At 68.7% G+C, this 26,521-nt stretch carries 24 protein-coding genes and 1 pseudogene; 12 read left to right on the top strand and 13 right to left on the bottom strand.

What is annotated here, in order from left to right; translation table 11 throughout:
- Positions 1-16: 16 nt before the first annotated feature.
- The 6 genes from trxB to EV652_RS24315 all read right to left on the bottom strand — a co-directional run bounded on the left by trxB (position 17) and on the right by EV652_RS24315 (position 8,638).
- Entirely contained in the window at positions 17-1,003 is a 987-nt protein-coding gene (trxB, locus tag EV652_RS24340) for a thioredoxin-disulfide reductase (protein ID WP_132211521.1), read from the bottom strand.
- Positions 1,004-1,111: 108 nt separating this feature from the next.
- Positions 1,112-1,870: an anti-sigma factor family protein gene (locus tag EV652_RS24335; RefSeq protein WP_132211520.1), complete on the bottom strand. Its 759-nt coding sequence runs from the start codon at positions 1,868-1,870 to the stop codon at positions 1,112-1,114.
- A 123-nt stretch (positions 1,871-1,993) separates the two neighbouring features.
- Positions 1,994-2,692, bottom strand: a complete 699-nt coding sequence (sigM, locus tag EV652_RS24330) for an RNA polymerase sigma factor SigM (protein ID WP_242001964.1) — start codon at positions 2,690-2,692, stop codon at positions 1,994-1,996.
- Complete coding sequence (locus EV652_RS24325) at positions 2,689-4,344, bottom strand: protein kinase family protein (protein WP_132211519.1); 1,656 nt, start codon at positions 4,342-4,344, stop codon at positions 2,689-2,691. Before EV652_RS24325 ends, sigM begins: the two co-directional genes overlap by 4 nt.
- A gap of 321 nt (positions 4,345-4,665) precedes the next feature.
- Complete coding sequence (gene murJ, locus EV652_RS24320; protein ID WP_132211518.1) at positions 4,666-6,312, bottom strand: murein biosynthesis integral membrane protein MurJ; 1,647 nt, start codon at positions 6,310-6,312, stop codon at positions 4,666-4,668.
- A complete protein-coding gene (locus tag EV652_RS24315; RefSeq protein WP_132211517.1) occupies positions 6,305-8,638 on the bottom strand; it encodes a DUF6049 family protein in 2,334 nt (777 codons plus the stop codon). The genes murJ and EV652_RS24315 overlap by 8 nt, the downstream gene beginning before the upstream one ends.
- A 63-nt stretch (positions 8,639-8,701) precedes the next feature.
- Between EV652_RS24315 and EV652_RS24310 the strand changes: the two genes are divergently transcribed.
- Complete coding sequence (locus tag EV652_RS24310) at positions 8,702-10,123, top strand: CCA tRNA nucleotidyltransferase (protein WP_132211769.1); 1,422 nt, start codon at positions 8,702-8,704, stop codon at positions 10,121-10,123.
- Here EV652_RS24310 and EV652_RS24305 read toward each other — a convergent pair.
- On the bottom strand, positions 10,120-10,899 hold the full coding sequence (locus EV652_RS24305; protein WP_158441233.1) for an aminotransferase class IV: 780 nt from the start codon (positions 10,897-10,899) through the stop codon (positions 10,120-10,122). The genes EV652_RS24310 and EV652_RS24305 overlap by 4 nt on opposite strands.
- A gap of 55 nt (positions 10,900-10,954) precedes the next feature.
- Between EV652_RS24305 and EV652_RS24300 the strand changes: the two genes are divergently transcribed.
- Positions 10,955-11,575 (top strand): hypothetical protein, encoded by a 621-nt coding sequence (locus EV652_RS24300; protein ID WP_132211515.1) that lies wholly within the window; start codon positions 10,955-10,957, stop codon positions 11,573-11,575.
- A gap of 58 nt (positions 11,576-11,633) precedes the next feature.
- Here the strand turns inward: EV652_RS24300 and EV652_RS24295 are convergent, their stop codons facing one another.
- The gene (locus tag EV652_RS24295) at positions 11,634-12,092 is read right to left on the bottom strand and encodes a GNAT family N-acetyltransferase (protein WP_132211514.1); all 459 of its coding nucleotides are present in this window, start codon (positions 12,090-12,092) and stop codon (positions 11,634-11,636) included.
- Between the two features lie 114 nt (positions 12,093-12,206).
- On the opposite strand from EV652_RS24295, the pseudogene EV652_RS24290 reads away from it, so the two are divergent.
- Positions 12,207-13,115, top strand: a pseudogene (locus EV652_RS24290) (alkaline phosphatase D family protein); the annotation flags it as partial.
- A gap of 1 nt (position 13,116) precedes the next feature.
- On the opposite strand, the gene EV652_RS24285 reads toward EV652_RS24290, so the two are convergent.
- Entirely contained in the window at positions 13,117-15,042 is a 1,926-nt protein-coding gene (locus tag EV652_RS24285) for a discoidin domain-containing protein (protein WP_132211513.1), read from the bottom strand.
- Between the two features lie 132 nt (positions 15,043-15,174).
- Between EV652_RS24285 and EV652_RS24280 the strand changes: the two genes are divergently transcribed.
- On the top strand, positions 15,175-16,194 hold the full coding sequence (locus EV652_RS24280; RefSeq protein ID WP_132211512.1) for a LacI family DNA-binding transcriptional regulator: 1,020 nt from the start codon (positions 15,175-15,177) through the stop codon (positions 16,192-16,194).
- Between the two features lie 14 nt (positions 16,195-16,208).
- Here the strand turns inward: EV652_RS24280 and EV652_RS24275 are convergent, their stop codons facing one another.
- Positions 16,209-16,799 (bottom strand): TetR/AcrR family transcriptional regulator, encoded by a 591-nt coding sequence (locus tag EV652_RS24275; RefSeq protein ID WP_242001962.1) that lies wholly within the window; start codon positions 16,797-16,799, stop codon positions 16,209-16,211.
- A 56-nt stretch (positions 16,800-16,855) separates the two neighbouring features.
- Here EV652_RS24275 and EV652_RS24270 point away from each other — a divergent pair, with 56 nt between their 5' ends.
- The 8 genes from EV652_RS24270 (at position 16,856) to EV652_RS24235 (ending at position 23,415) form a co-directional block, all read left to right on the top strand.
- Positions 16,856-18,097, top strand: coding sequence for an acyl-CoA dehydrogenase family protein (locus EV652_RS24270; RefSeq protein ID WP_132211511.1), 1,242 nt, complete (start codon positions 16,856-16,858; stop codon positions 18,095-18,097).
- Positions 18,094-18,879, top strand: coding sequence for an SDR family NAD(P)-dependent oxidoreductase (locus EV652_RS24265; protein ID WP_132211510.1), 786 nt, complete (start codon positions 18,094-18,096; stop codon positions 18,877-18,879). Before EV652_RS24270 ends, EV652_RS24265 begins: the two co-directional genes overlap by 4 nt.
- Positions 18,872-19,918, top strand: a complete 1,047-nt coding sequence (locus EV652_RS24260; RefSeq protein ID WP_132211509.1) for a phosphotransferase family protein — start codon at positions 18,872-18,874, stop codon at positions 19,916-19,918. The genes EV652_RS24265 and EV652_RS24260 overlap by 8 nt, the downstream gene beginning before the upstream one ends.
- A complete protein-coding gene (locus tag EV652_RS24255) occupies positions 19,919-20,581 on the top strand; it encodes a histidine phosphatase family protein (RefSeq protein WP_132211508.1) in 663 nt (220 codons plus the stop codon). It abuts the gene before it with no gap.
- Positions 20,582-20,589: 8 nt separating this feature from the next.
- Positions 20,590-21,333: an SDR family oxidoreductase gene (locus tag EV652_RS24250; protein WP_132211507.1), complete on the top strand. Its 744-nt coding sequence runs from the start codon at positions 20,590-20,592 to the stop codon at positions 21,331-21,333.
- Complete coding sequence (locus EV652_RS24245; protein WP_132211506.1) at positions 21,333-22,319, top strand: LLM class F420-dependent oxidoreductase; 987 nt, start codon at positions 21,333-21,335, stop codon at positions 22,317-22,319. The genes EV652_RS24250 and EV652_RS24245 overlap by 1 nt, the downstream gene beginning before the upstream one ends.
- A 245-nt stretch (positions 22,320-22,564) precedes the next feature.
- Entirely contained in the window at positions 22,565-22,975 is a 411-nt protein-coding gene (locus tag EV652_RS24240; protein WP_132211505.1) for a RelB antitoxin-like protein, read from the top strand.
- Positions 22,976-22,983: 8 nt separating this feature from the next.
- Positions 22,984-23,415, top strand: a complete 432-nt coding sequence (locus EV652_RS24235; protein ID WP_132211504.1) for a cytotoxic translational repressor of toxin-antitoxin stability system — start codon at positions 22,984-22,986, stop codon at positions 23,413-23,415.
- On the opposite strand, the gene EV652_RS24230 is transcribed toward EV652_RS24235, so the two are convergent.
- Genes EV652_RS24230 through EV652_RS46040 form a run of 3 tightly spaced genes read right to left on the bottom strand, consistent with a single transcriptional unit; the run spans position 23,412 to position 26,403 of the window.
- Entirely contained in the window at positions 23,412-23,828 is a 417-nt protein-coding gene (locus EV652_RS24230; RefSeq protein ID WP_242001961.1) for an MmcQ/YjbR family DNA-binding protein, read from the bottom strand. The genes EV652_RS24235 and EV652_RS24230 overlap by 4 nt on opposite strands.
- A 9-nt stretch (positions 23,829-23,837) precedes the next feature.
- Positions 23,838-25,712 (bottom strand): sensor histidine kinase, encoded by a 1,875-nt coding sequence (locus EV652_RS24225; RefSeq protein ID WP_132211503.1) that lies wholly within the window; start codon positions 25,710-25,712, stop codon positions 23,838-23,840.
- Positions 25,702-26,403 (bottom strand): response regulator transcription factor, encoded by a 702-nt coding sequence (locus tag EV652_RS46040; protein WP_132211502.1) that lies wholly within the window; start codon positions 26,401-26,403, stop codon positions 25,702-25,704. The genes EV652_RS24225 and EV652_RS46040 overlap by 11 nt, the downstream gene beginning before the upstream one ends.
- Positions 26,404-26,521 lie beyond the last annotated feature (118 nt).

The following is a 26,521-nucleotide window of genomic DNA, read 5'->3' as shown; positions in this document are numbered from 1 at the left end:
TCAGTGATTGTCAGGTTCAGACGGTGACAGGCTCGGTGGCCGTGGCGGCGGCCGCCGTCGCCTCGTGCTCGAGGGTGGCCAGGAAGCGCTCGGCGTCCAGGGCGGCCGCACAGCCGGTGCCGGCGGCGGTGATCGCCTGCCGGTAGGTGTGGTCCACCAGGTCGCCGGCGGCGAAGACGCCGGGCAGGTTGGTCTCGGTGCTGCCCTCGCGGACCAGGACGTAGCCCTCCTCGTCCAGGCGCACCTGACCCTTGACCAGCTCCGACCGCGGGTCGTGCCCGATCGCGATGAACAGACCGGTCACCGGCAGCTCCCGGGTCTCACCGGTCACGGTGTCCCGCAGGGTGATGCCGGTCAGCTTGTCCTGGCCGTGGATCTCGGCCACCTCAGAGTTCCAGGCGAACTCGATCTTGTCGTTCGCGAAGGCCCGGTCGGCCATGATCTTCGAAGCTCGCAGCTCCTCGCGGCGGTGCACCAGCGTGACCTTCTTCGCGAACCGGGTCAGGAAGGTGGCCTCCTCGACGGCCGAGTCACCGCCGCCGACGACCGCGATCTCCTGGTCACGGAAGAAGAACCCGTCACAGGTCGCACACCAGGACACGCCGTGGCCGGACATCCGGTCCTCGTCCGGTAGGCCGAGCTTGCGGTAGCCCGAACCCATCGACAGGATCACGGTCTTGGCCCGGTGCTCGGTGCCGGCGGAGTCGGTGACCGACTTGATCTCACCGGTCAGGTCCATCGCGACGATGTCGTCCGGCACCAGCTCGGCGCCGAAGCGCTCGGCCTGGCTGCGCATCTCGTCCATCAGCGCCGGCCCCATGATGCCCTCGGAGAAGCCAGGGAAGTTCTCCACCTCGGTGGTGGTCATCAGCGCACCACCGGCGGTGACGGAGCCCTCGAACACGAGCGGCTCGAGCCGGGCACGCGCGGCGTACACGGCAGCCGTGTAACCGGCCGGGCCGGAGCCGACGATGATGACGTTGCGGACTCCTGCGTCGCTCATAAAGGCGTTCCTCGTGTCGTCGAGTTGCGGTACGTCGTACTCAACGGATCCTAGAGGCCGACCATTCCCACGGTACCCACCGCCAGGCCGGGACAATGCACTGGCGTCTCAGCGATTGCGCAGGGTGATATTGGTGTCGTAGAACGGGGTCGCCACGCTGCCTTCGCTACACCCGGTGACCGCGAAGATCTGGATGTCCCGGGGCGAACCGCCCTGCAGCCCGATCAGCAGCGCGCGCTTGCCGTCGACCTTGGCCGGCTGCACCAGCCGGACCACGGGATTCGGCCGGCCGGAGGCGAAGACCCGGGCACAGGCCTTCTCAGTCTCGGTGCCGTTCAGCAAGGGTCCGTTGGTGCTCTCGAGCCACTGCTGCGAGTCCGGGCCGACATCCTTGGTCGTCAGCGACGGGATGCCGCTGGGCAGGACGGACGGACCGATCCCGGCCGAGCTGTCGGCGGCCTGGTCCTTGGTGGCGAACACCACACCGACGCCGATCCCCGCGACCACTACGACCGCCGCAGCCGCGCTGAGCAGCTTCGGCAGGTGCCGGTGCGGCTGCTCGCGGATCTGGACCAGCGAGTGCACGCCAACGGTGGACGCGCGCAGCACCGACTCCGACACGATGACCTGGTCGAGGTGCTCGGCGATGTCGGCCGGCATCGGGATGTCCGCCCGGCCCTCCTCGGCGAGGTCCGCGGACAGTTGCGTCAGCGCGTCGAACGTCTGCTGACACTCGGGGCATGCCTTCACGTGTTCACGAGCCCGATGCGCCTCGGGCGCGGGCAGCAGGTTCTCGATCAGGTCGGCGATCGTGTCCGGGTCCAGGTGCTCGAGGTGCTCACTGGTCGGCAGACCGGAATCGGTCATCAGGAACTCGCCTCCTTGCAGGAGGTGCCCAGGATCGGGCGCAGAGTGGTCATCGGAATACTCCGGGTCGAGGCATGAAGGTCGGGTCGCAGGTAGGCGACTTCGCTTCGACGGGGTACCCACTCATTCGGTTCCCACCGCTTCCGTCGCGGTTCTCGCCGGTACGTCGGACTCCTCGGAGCCACCCCGCGTCGTCTGCCAGTGCCGGAGCAACGGCAGCAGCCGGGCCCGGCCGCGGGCGCAGCGGCTTTTCACCGTACCCGGCGCACAGCCCAGGATGGCGGCGGCTTCCTCGATCGAGTAGCCCTCCATGTCGACCAGGACGAGGGCGCTGCGCTGGTCGGAGTTGATCTGCTTGAGCGCGTTCAGCACGTCCAGCCGGCGCTCGCGGACCTCGGCCGGGTCGTCCTCGGACGGACCGGCCAGCTCGGCGGCGCGGTCCTCGTCCTCCGGCAGAGGGTCGGCGGCGCGCACCTGGCGGCGGCGGATCCGGTCCAGGCAGGCGTTCACCACGATCCGGTGCAGCCAGGTGGTCACCTTCGCGTCGCCGCGGAACGAGTCGGCCCGGCGGAACGCCGAGATGAACGCCTCCTGCAGCGCGTCGGCGGCCTCCTCCGGCTCACCCAGGGTGCGGATCGCGACCGCCCACATCCGGTCCCGGTGCCGCTTGACCAGGATCCCGAACGTGTCCGGGTTGCCGGCCACGTGCAGCCGCAGCAGCTCGTGGTCGTCCATCTGGTCGTAGCTCACCGGCCCAGCATGCTCCGCAGACTGGGCAACGGCATCAGCCGCGCCGATCCGAGTGATATCCGACGAGGTCATTTCTGGATCGTGACCTCCGAGATCTCGCCCCGGTACTTGCTGCTGTCCTTCTCCTTCGGCAGTTCGGTCAGCCAGACCAGGACGTACTGCGTCTGGGTCGGCTGCGACGGCGTCAGGTTCGCCGTACCTTCGGGTGCGTCCTCCTGCGTCGCGACCGGGGTCCAGCCGCTCACGGCGCCCGGGGACTGGGCGGTGTCGCCCTTCGGGATGAGCACCTGCAGGCTCGTGCCTTCACCCTGGAGTGCGACCGACACCTTGGACACCGACGTGGGCGAGCCCAGGTTGTAGATGATGCCCACGCCCGGCTTCTGATTGCCCAGCTTCGGCCGGCTGTACGACTGGGTGGTCCAGGTCGTCGTCGGCTTGCTGTCGTAGGTGTTGCCCACGTCCTCCGGGTGCTCGCTGCCGTTGCCGTCCGGCTTCGGGTCGAAGTCCTTGGCGCTGACGATCTTGGCCGCTCCGCCGGTGGCCGACGGCGTCGTACTGGTCTGCGGCGCGGTCTTGTCGCCGCCGGCGTCATCGGTGCCCTGGTCGTTGTTCATCGCGCCCTTGAGCAGGAACTGGGCCATCGCGATCACCGACAGCAGGGCCAGGACGGCGAGCAGGATCAGGATCCGGCCGCCCCACCCGCCCTTCGGCTTCGGCTCGTCGGGCCGGCGACGGTGACCGTTGCCGTTCGACGGTGGTGGCGCCTGGCGGCGGACCGGACGGGTCTCGGCCGGGGCGGAGTACGCCGAGTGCTGCTCCTGCCCGTTGGACTGGTACGCCGGGGGCGTCGGGTCCAGCGCGGGCGGCGGTGTCGGCGGGACGACCTGGGTGGCGTCGTCGACGCTGCCATTCTGCCGGGCGATCGCGACGGTCTCGTCCATCTGGCTCGGCGGCTCGTGCGAGCTGCCGACAACCCCGGACAGCGCGGCGGACAGGCCGGCCGCGCTCGTGATCGGGGGTGCGTGGTGCCGCGGCGGGTTGCTGAGCAGCCGGTCGCTGATGTCGTCCAGTGAACGCGGCACACCGGCGCGCACCTGACGCGGGCTCAGGAGCCGGCCGTGCTCCACCGGAGCGGGCTGCAGCCCCCACGCCGGCGCCGGGCCGGGCCACCGGGCGGTCAGCGAGGCGTAGAGCAGCTCACCGAGCGCGCGGACGTCCTGCTCGGGGGAACCCGGGCCGGTCGAGCGCAGTGCCGCCTCGGTGGAGAGACCGACGACCTTGATCGCTCCGGCGTCGGTGACCACGACGGTGGCCGGGCTGATGGAGCCGTGGGCGTGGCCGGTGCGGTGCAGGTTCTCCAGCGCTTCGGACACCTCGCGGGCCAGCCAGCCGGCCTGCTGCCCGGTGAGCGGGCCGTTGCTGAGCATCCGCTCGAGCGGGCGGCCTCCGGCCCACTCGCGGACGCAGTACGTGACGCCGTCGTGCATGTCGCAGTCGAGCACGCGGAGGAAGCGGGGGTCGGCCGCCGCGGCAGCGCGCCGGGCGGCGTCGAACAGCAGGTTGGTCCGCGGGTCGCCGACCGGCAGGACATCCACGACGACGGCCCGGCTGAGTACCTCGTCCACTGCTCGCCACACCCGCGCACCGTCGATCTCCGCGAGTAACTCGGCGATCCGGTAGCGGCCGGCAAGCAGGGCACCAGGACTGACAGTCTGGTTCGACACGGTGTCTCTCGCCCTCCTCGATGCACTGGTCGGACTGCGTCTGGCGCTCCGGACCCGGTCGGCGGGGATCCGGCGCGATCAGCTGGCGGCCCGATCGCAGCCCCCATGCTAGTGCCTCGTCAAGAGACGCCCAGCACGTCTAGCGGCGCCCCAGCCGCCCGCTGGCGGCGTTGTCGTCGTCGCGAGATGCTCCGCATCTCTCTCCTCCTCCGCCTTGCCAGCGAACGCCTGGACCACCGCTAGCCGCACTCGGCGTCTCTCGACGAGACACAGTGCCCCGTCAGCATCTACAGATCTGCACGAGTGCACAAGCGGATCGGTTCAGCGGCGACCGGGGAGCTTCGATGTGACCAGCGACACCACGTCGTTGACCTCGTGGATCCGGAGTACCCGCGCGATCCCGGCGTACACGGGCAACATCACGACCGCCGCGACCGCGAGTTGGAGGATGGCGCCCAGCGGTCCGGACCAGTCGACGGCGAGGCCCAGGAGCCAGAGCGCACCCCGGCCGGCCCCGACCGCGAACACCGCGGCGATCACCATCGCGAGCAGCGGCAGCCCGATACCCGCACCGTGCACCCGGGGGACCTTCCGTCCGAGGACCGGGCGGGACATCAGGACGGCGACCAGGTACGCCAGCGCGTACGCCGCACCCAGCACAACACCGCTGAACCGCAGGTGCTCCGCGTCCAGCAGCACCCGGACCCCGATCACGGCGGCCGCGATGTTGGTCGCCGCGATCACGCACTGCAGGAAGAACGGCGTACGGGTGTCCTCGAACGCGTAGAACGTGCGCAGCTGGAAGTACTGCACGGTGAACGGCACGAGGCCCAGCGCCAGCGTCATCAGCGTGTACGACATCAGCGTCAGGTTGTCCTTACCGGAGCCGTAGCCGGCGATCACCGTGACGATCGGATAGGCGAACGCGATCATCGCGGCCGCGGCGGGTACGACGATCGCCAGCGCCTGCCGGATCGACCGGGCCGACAGCCGGGCCACCTCGGTCACGTCGCCGTCGGCAGCGAGCGCCGACATCTGTGGGAGCGCGGCCGTCGCCAGCGACACGGAGACGATGCCGTGCGGCACCAGAATGATCAGCATGGCGGTGCTGTAGGCGAACAGACCGGCCTTCGCACCGGGAGTGTCCGAGGCGCTACCCGCGATCGCGAGCTTCGTGACGACCACCAGGGTCACCTGGTTCACCGCCACGAACAGCATGGTCCAGATACCCAGCCGGGCGGTGTGGCCCAACCCGGTGCCGCGCAGACCGAACTTCGGCCGGTACATGTGCCCGCTCGCCCGCAGATAGGGCAGCAGCACCAGCAGTTGTACGGCGATACCAGCCGTGTGCCCGAGCCCGAGCAGCAACTCCTCGCCGTGGCTGTACGTGGCCGGGGGGTCGCCGGTGCGGTAGATCAGCAGGAACACCACGATCGACGCGCACGCGACGATGTTGTTCGCGATCGGCGCCCACATCATCGGGCCGAACCGGCGCCGCGCGTTCAGCACCTGGCCGACCAGCACGAACGCGCCGTAGAAGAAGATCTGCGGCAGGCAGAGCCGGACGAACACCACCATCGATTCCCGCTCGGCCGCCCGGGACGGGTCCTTCAGCTCCTTCGGCAGGTACAGCTCGGCGATCTGCGGCGCCAGCATCACGCAGCCGACCGTGACCACGGCGAGTACGACGAAGCCGAAGGTGAGCAACCGGTTGGTGAAGTCCCGGCCGCCGTCGTCGTGGTTCTTGATCGCCCGGACCAACTGCGGCACCAGCACGGTGTTGAACACCCCGCCGGCCAGCAGGATGTACAGACTGTTCGGGATGGTGTTCGCGGCGGTGAAGATGTCGCCGCGCAGCGCGGTACCGATGGCGGCCGCCAGCAGGGCGATCCGGACGAATCCGAGCAGGCGGGACAGCACCGTTCCGGCTGCCATCACCCCCGCGGATCGCAGGGTGCGGTCAGCCATCCTTCGAACCGACTCCTTCTTTCAGGGACGCGTCCACCGGCGCATCGGGGGCGGATTCCGGTACGCCGTCGGCGGCGGAGTTCACGGGGCCGGTACCGGGCTCCGGATCGATCGGCGCGGGGTGCAGCGGATCGGTGGCCGGCTCGGTCGGTTCCGGGTTGCGCCGCTCGGTCCGGACCCGCCGGTAGATGCGGACGAACGACGTACCGAACAGGAGCGCGCAGGCCGCGCCGACCAGGATCCAGCCGACACTGCCGTACTGCGCGGCCTCGATCACCAACTCCTGGGACCGGCCGACCGGACGGCCCGAGGCGGTGATCACCTGGGCGTTCGCCCTGATCAGACCGTTCTGCTCCGCACTCGCCTCGATCAGGTACGTCGCCTTGCCCCGCGGCGGCAGCACCTTCGTCTGCAGCGCCTTGATCCGCAGGTCGGTCCGGTTCGCCGGGGTCACCGCGATGCCGACCCGGATGGACTCGTCCAGCTCGTTCGAGATGGTCAGCGGGAAGGTGCCCTTGCTACCGGCCAGGTTCACCTTGATCACGCCGTGTTGGCCCTGCTCGACACTCGAGTTGACCAGCGACACCTTGGCCAGTTGCTGGTTCACCGAGCCGGTCTCGATCGCGGTGAACTGCCTCGCCTCGTCGGCGAACCCGCGCCAGCCGTTGGACGCCGAGCGCAGCCGTGCGCGCTGGATGTTCTCGTCCAGGTTCTCCTGCACGGCCAGCAGGTTGCGGTAGGTCAGGGTGGCGTCGTTGAGTCGCTTGACGGCGTCGAGCTGTCCGCCGGTGAGCGCCGGGTTCGACCGCGGCGCGTTGGGTGCCTTGGTGGTCAGCGGCCTCGGTGTGGCGGCGACGATCTGGTTGACGTCGGTGGGTGCGATCCACGGCAGCGCCAGGTCGCCGGCGATCGCCGCGGTGGCGCTGCCCTCGGCGTCCCAGCCCCGCGGCGGTAGCGCGACCACGGACACGGGAGTCGTCCCGCCCGTGGCCAGCAATGCGGTCTCGGCGGCGAACCGCTGCCGGACCTGCAGTGGGTTCTCCGCGGTGTCCGGGTCCGGACCGCCGGTGGTGAGGGCCGAGTTCGCGATGACGGTGCGGACCTGGGTCTTCGGACCCTCGGGGGTGAGCACGTTGTAGACCGGCGACGGAGTCAGGGTCGGCCGTTCGGCGGTCACCCACGCCGCGCTGTTGACCAGGTTCAGGTCCTGGTCGGTCGAACCGGGGAAGCCGGACGAGGCCGCGGCGAGGTAGCGGCCGCGGGCCGAGCCGTTCTCCAGCCACAAGCCGTTGGTGAAGATGGCCGGGGCGGTCGAACCGGGCGCCAGGATGTACTCCTCGCTGGTGGCCCGGGCATCGCCGACGATCTTGCTGACCGGATCCTTGCTCAACGGGTCGCTGGCGTCGATCAGGCTGGCCACGTCCGGATCGCCGTACGGGAGCAGGACCACTTGGTTGCCCCGGGCCCGGCTGTCGTCGAACTCCTTCAGCCAGGCGGTGACGACCTTCTGCCCGCTGCCCGGCGTCGTCTGGTTGTCGTCGCCGACGACGACGTACCCGTCCTTGATCCGGCGTGCCTCGTCGAGCATCGCGGGATCGACGAGCCAGGTGACCTTGCGGGTCGTGCCGAGTGCGAGCAACCGGCCGAGCGGACCGTTGGGCGCCATCGACTGGGCCAGCGAGTCGTTCGCGAACCGCGTCCCGCCCAGTTGGGTCGGCCGATGGCGCAACGGGATGACGAGGGCGGTGTTCACCTTGCGGGTCGGCGGATCGGAGCCGATCACCGGCATCAGGGTGCGGGCCCGGCCGGCGGTGACCCGCGCCCTGCTGTCCTCGGTCGGCTGCCCGCGGAACATCACGCCGACCACGTACACGCCGGTGTTGCCTTTGAGCTGCCACTCGTTCCAGGGCACGGTCAGGGTGAACTGCACCGACGCCTTCGGAGCCAGCGGGGCGCCGAACTGCTGGAACGTGCCGCTTTCGAAGGTGGTCAGCCCGCTGCAGCTGTCCCGCTCGCTCATCGGCACGTCCTGCTCGGCGGAGACGGCGGCGATGTCGGCGTTGGTGGCCAGGTGCTTGCGATCGATACACGCCAGCGCCTGCGGGGCCCGGAAGGTGATGTCACTGGTATTCGTGACCCGGCCGGTGATCCGGACCGAGTCACCCGGCTTCGGCGCGACCGGGGCGAAGGAGTCGATGGTGACGTCGACGACCGGGTCCTCCACCGGCGCCGCGGACGTCGGCGCCGTACCGAGAACCGCTGCCGACGCAGCGATCAGCAGGCCCACAACCGCCGCAGCGGAGAGCCTCAGTCGCCGTCTCAACACGCCGTCACCGTAACCTAGTTTCCCGTGTCACCTTTCGCCGACCAGTCAGCCTCCGCCGGATCGTTGTCCGCCGTCCAGCGGCGGGCGGTCCAGACATTGCTGCAGATCGCACCGGTGGTCGACGAGCTCGGTGCCCGGTTCGCCGACGCCGGGCACGAGATCGCCCTGGTCGGGGGTCCCGTCCGGGACATTCTCCTCGGCCGGGGGAGCAAGGACCTGGACTTCGCCACCTCCGCGCACCCCGACGTAGTCGAGCGGTTACTGCAGGGCTGGGCCAACCACATCTGGGACATCGGAAAAGCCTTCGGAACGATCGGTTGTCGCAAGGGCGACTGGGTTCTGGAGATCACGACGTACAGGTCGGAGTCCTACGATCCCACCTCACGCAAACCGGAGGTCTCGTACGGCGACAGCCTCGAGGGCGATCTGTCCCGGCGCGACTTCGCCATGAACGCGATGGCGGTCCGGCTGCCGTCGCGGACGTTCGTCGACCCGTACGGCGGGCTCGAGGACGTCGCCCACCAGACGATCCGTACGCCGGGCAGGCCGGAGGACTCGTTCTCCGACGACCCGCTGCGGATGATGCGGGCGGCAAGGTTCGCCGCGCAGCTCGGGTTCACCCCGGATCCCGCGGTGGTGGCGGCGATGACCGCGATGGCCGAGCGGATCACGATCGTGTCGGCCGAGCGGGTCCGCGACGAGCTGATCAAGCTGGTCTGCTCCGACCACCCGCGGATCGGCCTGGACCTGCTGGTGTCCACCGGCCTGGCCAAACACGTGCTGCCCGAGCTGCCCGCGCTCCAGCTGGAGCGGGACGAGCACCACCGGCACAAGGATGTGTACGAGCACTCGCTCACCGTGCTCGACCAGGCGATCGACCTCGAGTCCCGCTTGCCGGTCCCCACGCCGGACTTCATCTCCCGGTTCGCCGCGCTGATCCACGACATCGGCAAGCCGAAGACCCGCCGCTTCGAGGGCGCCGGCAAGGTGACGTTCCACCACCACGACGTGGTCGGCGCGAAGCTGGCCCGGAAGCGGATGAAGGCACTGCGGTTCAGCAACGAGCAGATCGAGCAGGTCGGCAAGCTGGTCGAACTGCATCTGCGCTTCCACGGCTACGGCACCGGCGAGTGGACCGATTCCGCCGTACGGCGCTATGTCCGCGACGCCGGCGATCAGCTCGAACGACTGCACGTCCTGACCCGGGCCGACTGCACCACCCGGAACAAGCGCAAGGCCGATGCGCTCCGGGCCGCGTACGACGACCTCGAGGCCCGGATCGAGCGGCTCAAGGAACAAGAGGAACTCGATGCCCTCCGCCCCGATCTGGACGGCAACCAGATCATGCAGATCCTCGGCATCCCGCCGGGCCGCGAGGTCGGCCAGGCCTACAAGTTCCTGATGGAGCTCCGGCTCGACCGGGGCCCGCTGGGCGAGGACGAGGCCCGCGCGGAACTCCTCCGCTGGTGGTCCGAGCGCGCCTAGATCTCCTGCGCCGGCACGTCTTTGTAGGCCTTGCCGATCACGTCGGCTGACGGCGGATGCTCGTCGTACGTCGTGGTGCCGTTGCCGGTCGTGATCGCGCGGACCGGAAGCGCCGGGTCGATGGAGTTGGTCAGGTAGGCGGCGTCGTACGTCGGCAGGTCGGTGAGCGTGACGACGGTCGTCGTGTACGTGTCGAGACCGCGCTGGAGGGTTTGTTGCCGGATGCCCGGGAGGACCGGGGCGGACGGGAAGACGACGCTGGTGCCGCGGGCGAACCAGATGTTCCAGATGGAGGCCTCGGAGATCTCGCCGGTGGCGGTGTGGAAGAGGGCGTCGTCGTACCCCTCGAGTTCGGCCCGCCGGCCGTAGTACACGAGGTCGAAGGTGCCGGTGTGTTTGAGGTGCGGGACGGCCCGCTCGTGCTGGAAGGCGAGCAGGTTCAGAGGTCGTACGCCGGGATCGATCGGTGGGCCGACGCGGATGAGCAGGTTGGGCTCGGCGTCGTCGGAGGCGAACGCGTTGACGCGGATCGAGAGATCGCCGGAGCCGGCGGTCTCGAGGGCAGCGCGCAGGTAGGCACGGACTCGGTCGGCGGAGACTCCTTGGCCGAACACCTCCCGGGAGCTGCGGTCGAGCCGGTCGAAATGCAGGTCGAGACCGTCCACCCGGCCGTCGCGGACCTGCATCGACGTGAAGTGCCCGTAGCTCGTTGCTCTCAGCAACCCGGGGTCGACGGTCCGCAGGGGTACGCCGTTCAGCAGCAGCGACTCGATCACAGTCCTAGTCTCCGACGTGATCAGTCCACCCGGCGTTCTGGTCTACCCTCGCGCTGTGGACGTCTTGAGCATCATCGGGTGGGGCGGCTCCGCGCTGGTCGTGCTGTCACTGCTGCAGACCCGCATCCTGCGACTGCGCGTGCTGAACCTGGTCGGTTGCGTGATCCTGGTCGGCTTCAACCTCGCGATCGAGGTCTGGCCGATGGTCGGGATGAACGCCGTCCTCGGCGTCATCAACGTGGCCCATCTCTGGCGGCTGCTCCGGCACCGGCACGACCAGGCCGAGTACGAGGTCCTCGAGGTCAACGGCGACGACGCGTACCTCGGCCACGTGCTCGCGTCACATCAGAAGGACATCAGCCGCTTCAACCCCGGCTTCGCCGCGAACGACAGCCCGTACGCCTTCCTGGTCCAGCACGGTGACCGGACCGTCGGTGTCGTCCTCGCCCACGACGCCGGCGACGGCCGGGCCCAGATCGATCTCGACTACGTCCTGCCCAAGTACCGCGACTTCACCCCCGGCGAGTTCGTCTACCGCCGCAGCGACGTCTTCACCGGCCACGGCTTCCACCAAGTGCTCGCCCCACCCCGCATGCGCGACTCCACGCCCTACCTCACCAAACTGGGCTTCCACCCGTCCGGCGACGCCCTCGTCCTCGACCTCCCGAAAGCCTGACACCGCACGCAAGTTGTATAAGCACACTTATTAGAAACGTACTTATACAACTCGGCGGTCAGAGGTCCTTGGCGTAGCAGAGGGAGGCTGCTTCGTTCTCGAAGGGCGGGTACGGCGGGGTCGGGAGGTAGCCGTGGTTGGTGTAGAGGGCTATGGCTTCTACCTGGCGGGTGCCGGTTTCCAGGCGGAGGCGGGTCAGGCCGGTGGTGCGGGCCTGGGACTCGACCGCGTTCAGGAGGATGCGGGACAGACCCCAGCCGCGGGAGGACGGGTCGACGTACATGCGCTTGATCTCGCCGAGGCCCGGGGAGACCGGCTGCAGGCCGACGCAGCCGACCGGGGTGCCGTTGAGGGTGAGCAGGATGAACGCGATGTCGGGATGTAGTGCGACCAGCGGCTGGTCGTCGCCGTACATCGCGGCGAGTTCGGCCTGCTGTGCCGACGCCAGTGCCAGGACGTCAGGGTCCGTGCTCGGCACCGTCCGCAGTTCCATTCCTTCGATCAGCTCCGCCGTCATGCGTCGAGACGGTAGCAATCTGGCATGACGCTCCTGTTTCGCAGATCTCTCCGGCGAGCGGGATGACCGTGAGGCAACCCACCGCAACCACCTGGTCGCGCTGAGCTCTTCCGCAGCGACGCCGACCTCCGGGCGATGCACGCACAGCACGCGTTCCTGCCGCTGTGGGACGACCACGAGTTCCGCAACAACTACAGCAAGGACAACTGGACGCTGCCCGAACTGTTCTTCAAGGAGAAGCGCAGTGCCGCGTGGCACACCTGGTTCGAGCGGATGCCGGTCCCGCGGTACGCCGGTGACATGACCCGGACCTACCGGTCACTCCGGCTCGGCCGGACCGTCGAGTTGTTTGCCATCGACAACCGGCAGTACAAGGACGACCAGCCGTGCGACGACGGCGGCAGCATCGTCTGCGAGGCCGCTGACGTACCCGGCCGGAGCATGCTCGGCCCGGCGCAGAAGACCTGGCTGGACAACGGCCTGCGCGGCTCGGGCGCCCGCTGGAAGGTGCTCGCCAACCCGAACATGATGATGGGCATGATCACCGGAGCCGCCGGTGAGCGCGCCTTCATGGACACCTGGGACGGGTACGGCGCCGAGCGGACCGAACTGCTGTCACTCGCGGCCGACCGGGTCTCCGACCTGGTCGTCGTCACCGGTGACGACCACGACACCTTCGCCGGCGAACTGTGGAACACCGGCTTCGCTCCGGGCAGCCCCGGCAACCCGGCCGGCACCAAGCGGTCCGGCGTGGAGTTCGTCGTACCGTCCGTCTCCTCCACCAACACCGGCGACCTCAAGGGGACGGCCGGCGCTCGCGCCGAAGAGCAGAAGCGGTTGCAGTACAACCCGCATCTGAAGCTGATCGACATGAGGCAGCACGGGTACGGCGTCCTCGAGGTGACCGGCGACGAGGCGAAGCTGTCCTACCGCGCGGTGGACAAGCTCCGCCCCGACGCCCCGGTGACCACCAGCTACGAGGCCCGGACGGCTCGCGGCAGCTCCCGGATCGAGGTCGGCTGAGTCACCGGTACAACCGCAGATCGGCGAGGCTCCACCAGTGGTCGCTGGTCGCCGTCGCCGTCACCCGCAGGTATCTCGCCTTGGTCTGACCGAGCTCCACGGTCGTGACTTGGCCGGTGGACGACCCGGTCACCGGCGTCGACCAGTGCATGCCATCGTTGCTCGTGGCAACTTGCCAGGTCGCGGCGTAGTCGCCGATCTGACCGCCACTGTCCAGGGCAAGGTCGCGGAAGTGACGGGCCGACCCGAGGTCCACCTGCAACCACTGACCGGGCGCCTGCGCCTGCTTGCTCTGCCAGACCGTCGAGCCGTCGGCATCGATCGCCAGGCCGGCCTCCGCACCGTTCACCGATGCCGTCGCCGTCGCACCCTCCAACGAGACGGGCTGCGGCACGTGCGCCGACAGTCCTCCCCAAGTGAAGGTCGCGATCGCACCACCCGGCAACTCGTACTCGAAGTGCTTGTCGCCGACCGCGACCGCGAACGATCGCGGATCGTCGTTCTCGTTGTGTACGACGAGCGCCGTCGAGCCATCGGTGTTGCGGAAGGCAACGGACATCAGCTGCCCGTTCCACCCGGTTGTGCCGTACGACGTACTCCCGATCCGGACCGCGCCGGTTTTCACGAACTTCGACAGGTGGCCGATCGTGTAGTACTCGGCGTCGGTGCTGACCGTTCCGTCCGGCTGCAGCGTGACCAGGCCGGTGCAGGTGTCGCAGCCGCCGAGGTGCGGGCCGCCGGTCGAGTCGAGCGCGATGTTCCAGTTCACCACCGACTTCGCCCAGTTGCGGGTGGTGCCGATCATCAGGTTGCGGGCGTGCCAGGTGAGGGTGCCGCGGAAGATCTGCGGCGGGGTGTCGTCCGGCCCGTGCGAGCCGGAGCACTCGGTGAACCAGATGCCCTTCGTCGGAAACGCCTTGTGCAACGCGGTCTGCGCCGACGCGTCGCCGGAGTAGCAGTGGTACGCCGTACCCGCGATCCAGCGCGCGGCTGATGAGTCGAGCAGTTTGTACGGGTAGTCGGTCTCCGGATCCTCGCCGGGCGGGGTGGAGGCGATGTCGCCCGGGTGCGTGGTCCAGTTGTGGTCGTAGCCGAGGATCTTGGTCCGCGGGCTCGCCATCCGCAGCAGCGGGCCGAGACGCTCGATCACCGCGGCCGCCTGGCGGACCGGCATGTCTGTGCCCGGGTAGGCGCTCGGCTTGCGGTTCTGCGGCTCGTTCTGGATCGAGAGGAAGTCGATCGGCACGCCGGCCTTGGTGTACGCCTGCACGAACTTCACCAGGTAGCGCGCGTAGGCGTCGTACACGGCCGGATCGTCCTTGAGTCGGCCGCCGACCAGTGAGTCACCGGTCTTCATCCAGGCCGGCGGACTCCACGGTGTCGCCATCACCTTCAGCGCCGGGTTGAGCTGCTTGGCGCGCCGAAGCAGCGGGAGGATCTGCTGCTGGTCGTGCGCGATGCTGAAGTGCTTCAGCCCGAAGTCGGTCTGCCCGGCCGGTACGTCGTCGTACGTGTAGTGCTCGGCCTCGGCGGTGAAGTCGGACGAGCCGACCGGTTGGCGCAGGAAGCTGACCCCGATGCCCTGCTGCGGATCGAACAGCGACCGCACTGTCTTCTCCCGGTCTGCCGGGCTGAGTCGGTAGAGCACGTTCGCGGACGAGTCGGTGATCGAGGCGCCGAAGCCGTCGACACTCTGGTACGACGTCCGCGGGTCGACCGTGATCGTCGTACGGTCACTCGCTCCCGGCTGGAAGCTGACCGGCGCCCGCTCGTGCAGCAGCTCGGCCCGGTCGGGCGTCGTCACCCACACCCGGGCCTGGGTGGCTTGGGCCGGGGACTGTGCATTCGATTGATGGGCCTCGGCGGCGGGAACGGTCACCGAGCCCACGGCCAGCGCCAGAGCCGCTCCTATTGCCTGTGTTCTCATCGCACTCCTCAGGTCAGCCCCCGATGAAACACACTGCAACAAACGGCCTCAGGAAACGCTTCTGCTCAGGCTCTGTCAAGGCGTGGGAGCGGTGGTCTAGAGTGCTGAGCGTGAAACAGAGCGATGTAACAAATGCCTAGCCGGGATCGGGCCACGGTCCGCGACGTGGCGGCGGCGACCGGGGTGTCGATCGCGACCGTTTCACGAGTGCTCAACCAGCAGGGGAGTGTGGCGCCGGAGACGCGGCGGCTGGTCGAGCAGGCGGTCGAGGAGCTCGGGTTGCGGGCGCCGAGTCCACGCGGAGGTACGGCGAAACCCGTCGACGGTGCCGTCTATGTCCGGTGCCCGTACGTGCTGACCGACTACTTCGGCCTGATCGTCTCCTCGATCGCGGAGACGCTGGACCGGCACGGGCGGCAGGTCATCCTGAACGCGGGCGAGGCGACGCAGACAGAGCAGGTGCTGTCGCGGTTGCCGGCCCAACGTGGTGTCGGCGGCGCGATCCTGATCCTGCCGCCGGAGCCGGCCGAGGAGGTGGTCCGGCTGAGCGCACGGCGGTTCCCGTTCGTGGTGGTCGATCCCCGGACCACGCTGCCGCGTGACGTCGCTTCAGTCTCGGCGGCGCATCACTCCGGCGCCCGGCAGGTGACCGCGCATCTCACCTCACTCGGCCACACCCGCATCGGCGTCATCGCGGGCCCGCGCGAATGGCTCGCCGCCGGTGCCAGGTTGAGCGGCCACTCGGCCGCACTCGCAGACGTCGGCATCCTCCCGGATCCCACACTGGTCCGCCACGTCGAGCCGACCACCGCGCACGGTTACGGAGCCGCCGCCGAATTGCTCGACCAGCGCCCGACCGCGTTGGTCGCCTTCAACGACAAGACCGCCCTCGGCGCCATGCAGGCAGCCGCGGATCGCGGCCTCTCCGTCCCTGGCGATTTGTCGATAGCAGGCTTCGACGACATCGACCTCAGCCGCGCCACCACCCCGCAACTCACCACAGTCCGCCAGCCCCTCCAGGAGATGGGCCGGATGGCAGTCAGCCTGCTCATCCGCCTCCTGGACCGCCACGACCTAGAAGCCCTCCACGTCGAGCTCGCCACCGAACTAGTAGTCCGCGCCTCCACCGCCCGCCCCCGTCTGGTGGGCTGACCCGTCAGAGGGGGTTAGAGCTTGCGGAGGGCTTCTAGGGCGGCGATGGCGTGGTCGACCAGTTCCTCGTCGGTGGTGGGGCGGTCTTTCTCCGGCAGGCCGGACCATTCGATGGCGAGGTCTTCGATGTACGCGAGCCACGCGTGGACCGTCAACCGCTCGAGGGACGCCGGCTGGTCGACGACGTCGGGGGAGCCGATGAGGTTCAGCACGCGGGTGGCCAGGCCGGCGCGGGTTTCGGCGTACACCTTGACCACGTAGTCGTCGCCGCCGGCCGCGCCGCGGACGAAGGAGATGTAGGCAGCCCGCCGCCGGGTGATGAACGCGACGAAGGACAGCAGCATCTGCCGCAGCTGCTCCGGCGGTGCCAGTGATTCGTCCGGCTTGGTGACTCGCAGCAGCCGGCGCCCGGCGGCCGAGATGACCGCGACGTAGTAGTCCCGCTTGCTCGGGAAGTAGTGGAACAGCAGGCCGCGCGAGATCCCGGCCTGACCGGCGACCGCGTCGATCGACAGTTCGTGGATCGGCTGGGTCCGCAGCATCATCAGGCCGATCCGGACCAGTTGTTTGCGGCGATCATCCGCCGTCCAACGCTGCTGACTCACGCTATTGAGCATTGCTTAGCCGCTGCGCTACGGTCAAGGCAACCGAGGGGAGTCTGATGGAGTTCGAACATTCGGGCCGCGCGAATGAGCTCATCGGCCGGGTCGGGGAGTTCATCCGGACCGAGATCGAGCCGGTCGAGGCGGAGCTGCACGCCGCGACCCGGACCGCCGCCGACCCGTGGCAGCCACAGCCGATGGTCAAGGACCTGCAGGCGAAAGCGCGCGCACAAGGTCTGTGGAACCTCTTCCTCCCGTTGGCCGAGCCGGGCAACGAGCAGTACGGCGACGGCCTGTCGAACCTGGACTACGCCCCGATCGCCGAACTCACCGGCCGCTCGTTCCTCGCGCCGTACGTGTTCAACTGCAACGCGCCGGACACCGGCAACATGGAGGTTCTGCTCCGGTACGGCACTCCCGAGCAGAAGAAGCAGTGGCTGGAACCGCTGCTCGACGGCGCCATCCGGTCCGCGTTCTGCATGACCGAGCCGGACGTCGCCTCGTCGGACGCGACCAACATGGCCGCGACCGCGATCCTCGACGGCGACGACGTCGTGATCAACGGCCGCAAGTGGTGGAGCACCGGCATCGGTCACCCCGACTGCGAGTTGCTGATCTTCATGGGCCGCACCGACCCCGATGCGCATCGGTACGCGCGCCACACGATGGTGCTCGTCCCGCGCGACACCCCCGGCGTGAAGGTGGAGCGCCTGCTCCCCGCGATGCACCGGTACGACGAGCCGCACGGCCACGGCGAGGTGTCGTTCACCGACGTCCGCGTGCCGGCGAGCAACATCCTGGTCGGACTGGGGCGCGCCTTCGAGATCGCGCAGGGCCGGCTGGGTCCGGGGCGGGTACACCACTGCATGCGGCTGATCGGGCTGGCCGAGAAGTCGCTCGAGCTCGCGCTCCAGCGTGGCGCCAGCCGGACCGCGTTCGGCAAGCCGCTGGTGAACCTCGGCGGCAACCGCGAGCGGATCGCGGACGCCAGGATCGCGATCAACCAGGCCCGGTTGCTGGTGCTGCAGACGGCGTACCTGCTGGACACGAAGGGGCTGGCCGGTGCGTTGAGCGAGGTGAGCCAGATCAAGGTCGCCGTACCGCGGATGGCGCAGGACGTGATCGACATGGCGATCCAGTTGCACGGCGGCGGCGGACTGTCGGACGACTTCCCGCTGGCTGCGGCGTGGACGAGTGCGCGGGCGCTGCGGCTGGCGGACGGGCCTGACGAGGTGCACCGTGGAGTGATTGCCAAGCTGGAGTTGGCTCCATACCTGGCTCAGTATCAGGAGGCCAAGTGAGCCGTGTACTCGTCACCGGTGGTGCCAGCGGACTAGGCGCCGCGCTGGTCGCCCAGTTCGTTGCCGAAGGCCACCAGGTGCTCAGCACCGATGTGTCGGTGGACGGTCCCGACGATGGGGCGTCGTACCTGAAACTCGACGTGCGCAGCCCGGAGGACTGGGCGAAGGCGGTCGAGTGGTGTGAGCAGAACTGGGGCGGGCTCGACATCCTGATCAACAACGCCGGGGTCGCGACCGGCGGCCGGATCGACGTCGAGTCGCTGGAAGAGTGGGACCGCGTCGTCGACATCAACCTGATGGGTGTGGTCCGCGGTTGCCGTGCGTTCACGCCGGTGTTCAAGCGGCAGCGGTCCGGCCACCTCGTCAACACCGCCTCCGCGGCCGGGCTCGTGCATCCGCCGATGATGAGTTCGTACAACACGGTCAAGGCCGGTGTCGTCGCGCTCTCGGAGACGCTGTCGCACGAGCTTCATCCGTACGACGTGACGGTCTCGGTGCTGTGCCCGTCGTTCTTCCGGACCAATCTCGGCGACTCGATCCAGGGCGACGACACCCAGATGGGTGCGACCGCGCGGCAGTTGATCGAGAAGTCGCCGCGCTCGGCCGAGGACGTCGCGGCCGGGGTGATCGCGGGGATCAAGAAGAAGCAGTTCCTGATCATCCCGGACCGGCCGGCCCTGATGGCGTGGCGGACCAAGCGGTTCGCCCGTCCGCTGTACGACCGGCAGATGCGCAAGATCGCCGCCCGGGCACGGGAGCGTGCCGAGTCCGGCAATGGGTGATGGCGCGCGTGCGGTCCGCGAGGAGGACGCCTTCGACGTGCCGGTGGTGGACAGCTGGCTCAGGCAGCGGACCGAACTGCCGGCCGGGTTGCCGGAGGTCAAGCAGTTCTCCGGCGGCGCGTCCAACCTGACCTATCTACTGCGGTACGACGGCCATGACCTGATCCTGCGTCGCCCGCCGGCCGGGACGAAGGCCAAGGGCGCCCACGACATGTCCCGCGAGTACCGGATCCAGGCGAGCCTGAAACCGGTCTTCCCGTACGTGCCCGAGATGGTTGCCCACTGCAATGACACCGGGCTGATCGGCTCCGAGTTCTACGTGATGGAGCGGATCGTCGGCTCCATCCCGGGCCACTCCGAACTCGGTGTCGACCTCACCCCCGAGCAGACCCGGCAGCTGTGCTTCACGCTGATCGACACTCTCGTCGACCTCCACCAGGTCGATGCGGCGCAGGCCGGCCTGACCGACCTCGGCCGCGGCGAAGGCTACGTCGAACGCCAGGTCACCGGCTGGAGCGACCGCTACCGCAAGGCCAAGACGTGGAACGTGCCGAGCTACGAGCGCGTGATGGCCTGGCTCGCCGCCAACCAGCCCAAGGACGTCCGGACCTGCGTCATCCACAACGACTTCCGCCTCGACAACGTCGTACTCGCGCCGGATGATCCGCTCGAGGTGGTCGGCGTACTCGACTGGGAGCTGGCGACCCTCGGCGATCCGCTGATGGACCTCGGCGGCGCCCTCGCCTACTGGGTGCAGGCCGACGACGACTGGGCCTTCCGCCGCTTCCGGCTGCAGCCGTCGGACGCACCGGGCATGATCACGCGCGACGAGATCGTGCAGTACTACGCCGAGCGGTCCGGACTGAAACCGGAGAGCTGGGCCTTCTACGAGGTGTTCGGTCTCTTCCGACTGGCCGTGATCGCGCAGCAGATCTATTACCGCTACCACCACAAGCAGACCCGGAACCCGCGGTTCAAGGGGTTCTGGGTCCCGGTCAACCTGCTCGAGCGGCGCTGTCGCCGGATCATGAGGGGCTGAATGCCGACCATCTACCTGATCCGGCACGCGCAGGCGTCGTTCGGCAAGAGTGACTACGACCGGCTCTCACCGACAGGTGAGCAGCAGGCGGCTGTGCTGGGCAAGGCGCTGGTCGCGCGCGGGGTGACGCCGGAGCTGGTGGTGTCTGGATCGATGCGGCGGCACGCTCAGACGGCAGCACTCTCCGGGTTCACGCCTGAGGTCGACAAGGGCTTCGACGAGTTCGATCACGAAGAGATCATCGTGGCGCACAAACCCGCCTATCGGCGCCGCGCGGTCATGTTGGCCGACCTCGCCCGGACCGGTCATCCCGGGCGAGCCTTCCAGCAGATGTTCACGGCAGCCACCGAACGCTGGACGCTCGGCGGCGACGGGTACACCGAGAGCTTCACCGCTTTCTGCGACCGGTCCGAGGCAGCGGTACGACGTACGGCAGGGCGACTCGGCAAGGGCGAGACGGCCGTGGTGTTCACTTCGGGCGGACCGATCGCGGCGGTGGTGAGCCGGCTGCTGTCCGGTGGCGACGGCCTGTGGTCGCGGCTGAACCCGGTCACGATCAACACTGCGATCACGAAGGTCGTGTCCGGTCGCAGCGGTCTGACCATGGTCAGCTACAACGAGCACGCACACCTCGACGGCACCGAATTGCTTTCCTACAGATAGGGACAGTGATGCGACGCAACATCCTGATCACCGGCGCGAGTTCCGGGCTGGGTGCGGAGATGGCCCGGCAGTTCGCCGCGAAGGGCCACAACCTGGTGCTGACCGCTCGGCGCGAGGACAAGTTGCAGGCGCTCCGAGAGGAACTGACTGAGCGGCATCCGGACCTGACCGTGGTTGTCCACCGGCTCGACGTGAACGATCACGAGCAGGTCTTCGAGGTCTTCCGCAAGGCCGACGCCGAGCTGACTCTGGACCGGATCATCGTGAACGCCGGCCTCGGCAAGGGTGCGCCGCTCGGCACCGGCCGGTTCGACGCGAATCTGCAGACCGCGATGACGAACTTCGTCGGTGCGCTCGCACAGGCCGAGGCCGCGCTGGAGCTGTTCCGGGCCCGGAACGCCGGCCACCTCGTCTTCATCTCGTCCGTCTCCGCGCTGCGCGGGCTGCCGAAGACGGTGACGACGTACGCCGCGACCAAGGCCGGGCTGGCGTCGTTGGCCGAGGGCCTCCGGCTGGAGCTGCTGAACAAGCCGATCAAGGTCAGCACGATCTTCCCCGGCTACATCCGGTCCGAGATGAACGAACACGTCGCGAACACCCCGCTGATCGTCGACACCGTTCCCGGCGTCCGCGCGATGGTGGCCGCGATCGAGGCCGAGAAGGCGACGGCGTATGTTCCACCGTGGCCGTGGATCCCTCTCGCCCGGGTGATGCGGTACGCACCACTGCCGCTGCTGAAGAGGATGATCTGATGCGCTGGGGCCTGACTGTTCCACTGACCGGGGTGCCGCTGCGGGACCACCGGTCGTTGATCGCCGACCTGTCGCTGCTGGGCTACACGGATCTGTGGTCGGCCGAGGTGGCCGGGGCGGATGCCTTCACTCCGTTGGTGCTCGCGTCCGAGTGGGACGACCGGTTGCGGCTCGGGACGGCCGTCGTACCGGTGCACACGCGGGGGCCGGCCGCGCTGGCGATGAGTGCCGCGGCGCTGGCGGATCTCGCGCCGGGGCGGTTCGTGCTCGGGATCGGGGCGTCGTCGGAGACGATCGTGACCGGGTGGAACGGGATCGCGTACGACCCGCCGTTGGCCCGGACCCGCGACGTACTCAGATTTCTCCGCCTGGCGTTCGCCGGGGAGAAGGTGGACGGGGAGTTCGACAGCTTCACCATCCGGCGGTTCCGGCTGGAGAAGGCACCGGACGTACCGCCGTCGATCATGCTGGCCGCGCTCCGACCCCAGATGCTGAAGCTGGCGGCGCGGGAGGCGGACGGCGCGATCACCAACTGGCTGTCCGCGGACGACGTACGGCAGGTGCGGGCCGAGCTCGGGCCGGACAAGGAGCTGGCCGCGCGGATCTTCGTCTGTGTCACCGAGGACGCCGAGATGGCCCGCAACATCGGCCGCTTCCTGATCGCCACCTACCTGACCGTCCCCGGGTACGCCGCCTTCCACGACTGGCTGGGTCGTGGTGCCGCGATGAAGGAGATGCGCGAGGCGTGGGCCGCCGGCGACCGCAATGCCGCGATGGCCGCCGTACCCGTCGAGGTCATCGACGACCTCGTCGTCCACGGCACCCCGGCGGAATGCCGCGAGCACATCAACCGGTACGTCGCCAACGGCCTGGACACTCCCATCATCGCGACGCTGCCGACCGGTACCGACCTGCTGGACACCGCTCGCGCCCTCGCCCCAGCTAAGACGATGGATCGAGAAAGGACGCCGCTTCGCGACGGCTGACCTTCTGGCCGCCTTCGGCGGCGCGCAGACCGCGTTCGGGGGAGACCGTGATCTGTGCGGATGGACTGGGATGACGCAACCTAGCGCGGAGCGCAGTCAGCTCAAGCGATGCTCGTTCATCCAGGTGGTCGCGCGGCGGTTGGCTCGGGAGAGCCAGGCGTCCTGGATCACTTCGATCGGTTCCTGCTTGGTGGAGATGCCTCTGCCGTGTACGCTGTGTACACAGCAGAGAGATGGAGAAGGTCATGAGCTCGCAGGTCGAGTACCGCAGCGCGCGCGAGGCGCGTGAGCATTTCAAGGACATCCTTGATGCTGCCGACGACGGTCGCCCGGCCACGGTCACCCGGGACGCGCGCCGTGTTGCGGCCGTTGACGCAGACCGGCTGGTTCATTTCCTCGCCCGTGTCCGCCCCTCCGGCGCTGAGGCGGTCGCCGAGAACGACGGCTGGTCGCTCTTCATCCCGGGACTCCCTGTCGCTGCTGACGGGGCCACGCTCGACGAGGCCGTAGAGGAGATGATCGACGCGCTCCGCGACTACGCGGAGGAGTGGGCCGACCACCTGCGTCTAGCGCCCAACCACGCCGAGAACTGGGGTCTGGTACAGATCGTCGCCCTCTCCTCAGACCAGCAACTGCGCGACTGGCTGCTTGCCTGACGCGCGTGGTGAGCGAACAACGCCGTCCAGCCACCCGGACGGACCATCAGAGATTCTGCGTCACCGAAGGCTGGACCGAACGCAAACGCGCGACGGGTAAGCGAGGAACCCACCACGTCAACTACGAGTTCGCGCTGCCAGACGGACGCATTCTGTACACGAGGATCAGCCATCCGGTCGATCGCACCGACTACGGCCCGTCCATCTGGTCACATATCCTCCGTGACCAGCTCGCCGTGACCGCCGGAGAGTTCTGGGCCTGCGTCGAAGACAAGATTCTCCCGGATCGACAGGGACCAAACGCTCCCGCCGAGACGATCCCGGCGGGAGTGGTCCGAGCACTCGTTGCCGAGGCACACATCCCGGAAGCCGAGGTGCGAGCCATGACAAAGGTAGAGGCCGTCCAACGACTCGCAGAGTTCTATACGACGGGCCGCTAACGCTTAAGCCGGTGTTCTTCGAGCCAGGTCGTGGCGCGTCGCTTGGACGCTCGGCAGAGCCAGGCGTCCTGGATGACTTCGGTGAGCTCCTGCTTGGTCAGGCGACCGATCTGGCTACCGCGGACGAGGACGGAGGGGTGGCCGTCGAAGTGTGGGGTGGAGAAGAACGGGTTCGACTCGTCCGACACCAGGGCCAGTTTCTCCTCCTCGGACTCGACCCAGATCACGATCACGTCGTCGTACCGCTCACCGGTGTCCGGGTCGAACGCGTCCGGTCGTGCGGTCCGGAAGAACACGAACGACTTCCCGCCGACCTGGTAGACCGGACGCCCGCTGCCGTCCTTCTGCCAGACGGTGACGTGCGGCATCCCCGACGCCACCTCATGCACGTCCGCGACCCGAGCCTTAGCCACGACCCTGAGTTAACCAGCCGGGATCCAGATCGTGAAGGTAGAGCCGGAGCCGAGGCGGCTGGTCACCGTGATGCGACCGCCGTGGGCTTCGGCCAGATGCTTGGTGATCGCCAGGCCCAGTCCGCTGCCACCCGTCGTACGGCTCCGGGACTGTTCGGCGCGGTAGAAGCGGTCGAAGAGGTGAGGGAGGTGCTCGTCGGCGATGCCGGTGCCGTTGTCGGTGACGGTGAGGTTGTAGCCGTCGGCACCTCGTCGTACGCCGACCACGACGTGCCCGTCGGACGGGGTGAAGCGGATGGCGTTCGAGACCAGGTTGCCGAGGGCCTGGCGGATCCGGGCGCTGTCGACGGGTGCGATCGCGGCGTCCTTCACGTCGGCCGTCAGCGACACCCCGGCCGTGTCGGCCGCGTGCCGATGCGCCGACACCACCTGTTGCGCGAGCTCGGACAGGTCACGCGGAGCCTTGTGGAGCCGGAGCATGCCGGCGTCCGCGAGCGCCAGGTCCTGCAGGTCGGCCACCAGGTGCTCGAGCAGTCCGGTTTCCTCCAGCAGCGAGGTGACGAGCTCACTATCCAGCGGTACGACGCCATCCTCGGACGCGACCAGATAGCCCTTGATATTGGCCAGCGGGGTCCGCAACTCATGCGCGACATCGCTCACCATCGCCTTCCGCTGGTGGTCGTGCCGCTGGATCGACTCCGCCATCGCGTTGAACGCGTGCCCGAGCCGGGACACCTCGTCCTTCCCGGTCACCGGTACGCGGGCCGCATGGTCGCCGTTCCGCATCCGCTGGGCCGCGCCGGTCAGCGCCACGATCGGCCGGACCAGCCGCCGCCCGGCGAACACCATCACCAGCGCTGCGATCAGCAGCACCCCGAGCGCGGTCGCCGCGGTCCGCAGCAGGCCCGCACCGGAGAACACGTTGAACGTGCTCTTCGCACCCAGGTAGAGCTTGGCCGACGGGGCGACGTACGGCGTCAACGCCTGCGATCGGGCCTCCGAGGTGCAGGTGAAGAACGCTTCGGAGAGCTCGGCCTTGTCCTTCGGCTCGACCGCGCGCAACCCGTCGAACTCGGTGATCGTGTAGTCCTGCCCGGCGGCGTCGAGACAGCCGGTCGCGCGACGGATCTCGTCGTCGTTCACCAGTTTGGCCTTCGCGCTCGGAGCGTTGAGACCAGGCGGCATGCACTTGTCGTCGCGCGCCCCCGGTTTGGAGATCTGCATCATGCTCGCACCGTCAGCGGTCTGGCCGTTCTCCACCATCACCACCGGCAGGTCGGCACCGCCAGCGCCGGACACCGTGGACACGGTTGCGGCCTTCCCCTCGGCGCGGTAGCACCCTGCGGCCTGCTCGGCGAGCCGGTCGCGCTCCTGTCGCTCCGCGTCGGTGAGTCCCCAGCCCGGGTAGCCCGGATAGAGCCCCGGCATGGCAGCGGCGCTGACCACCTCGTTCGCGCTGCCTGCCAGAGCGGTCTTGCGGGCGGTGAACACGCTCACCGCTCCGGAAAACTTCGTCATGCCCTGGCTGCGTGCGTCGACCGTTGCCGCCGGCACCGATGGGAGCGCCGGCCCGGCGCCGAGCATCCGGGCCGAGTCCGCGATCACGGTGCCGTCGGGATCGGTCAGGGCGATCCGCCGGCCGAGTTCGTCGGACAGGTCGTGGACGAGCTTGTCCACACCCGACCAGGTCGAGTGATCGGCGGCGTACTTCGACAGCTCCGAGTAGATCCGGCCGTCCACCTGCAATTGGCCCGTGTTCGCGTCGATCTCACCTTGCAACTGCTCCGAGGTGCTGTACGTCGCGATCACCGCGGTCGCGATCACCGCACCGAGGGCCACCGCGAGGGACAGCCCGAGGAACCGGACCAGCACGCTACGACGCATCGGACGTCACCACCTTGTCGGCCAGCTTGTAGCCCACGCCGTACACGGTCTTCAGGTACGCCGGGGTGCCCGCGGACGGCTCGATCTTCTTCCGGAGATTCATCACGTGGACGTCGATGGTCCGGTCGAACACGTAGTGGTCGAAGCCGAACGCGTGCTCGAGCAACTGCTGCCGGGAGAAGGCCCGCCCGGGTGAGGCCGCCAGGCAGGCCAGGATCTTGAACTCGGCCGGGGTCACCTCGACCAGGCGGTCGGCCAGCCGGACCTCGTGCCGGACCGGGTCGATCTCCAGTTCGCCGACCCGGTACACCTCGCCCTCGGACCGGCTCCGGGTGCGCCGCAGTACGGTCCGGACCCGGGCCACCAGCTCGCGCGGGTTGTACGGCTTGGTCAGGTAGTCGTCCGCGCCCAAGTCGAGGCCGAGCAGCAGGTCGTCCTCGGTGGAGCGGGCGGTCAGCATGATGATCGGTACGTCGCCATCGGCCCGGAGCACCCGGCAGACGTCCAGGCCGTCGACCTTGGGCATCATCACGTCGAGTACCAGCAGGTCGGGGCTGCGCCGGCGGGCCTCGTCGATCGCGGCGCGACCGTCGTGCACCACGACGGTGAGATGCCCCTCCCGCTCGAGATACCGCCGGATCAGCTCCGCCTGCTTCAGATCGTCTTCGGCGACGAGGATCCGGGCTGGCATCTAGCGCCCCGAGCCGGGTGATCGTCGGCACTGGAGGCGCCCAGGCAAGCGCCTCGCTGCGTTGGAAGAGCAGACACAATACAACCACATCGAGTCAGCTCTTCCGCCTTGCGATGCA

The organism is Kribbella steppae (genome assembly GCF_004342025.1).
In the GTDB taxonomy this organism is placed as follows: Bacteria; Actinomycetota; Actinomycetes; order Propionibacteriales; family Kribbellaceae; genus Kribbella; species Kribbella steppae.
This window is presented reverse-complemented; position numbering and strand designations above follow the sequence as displayed.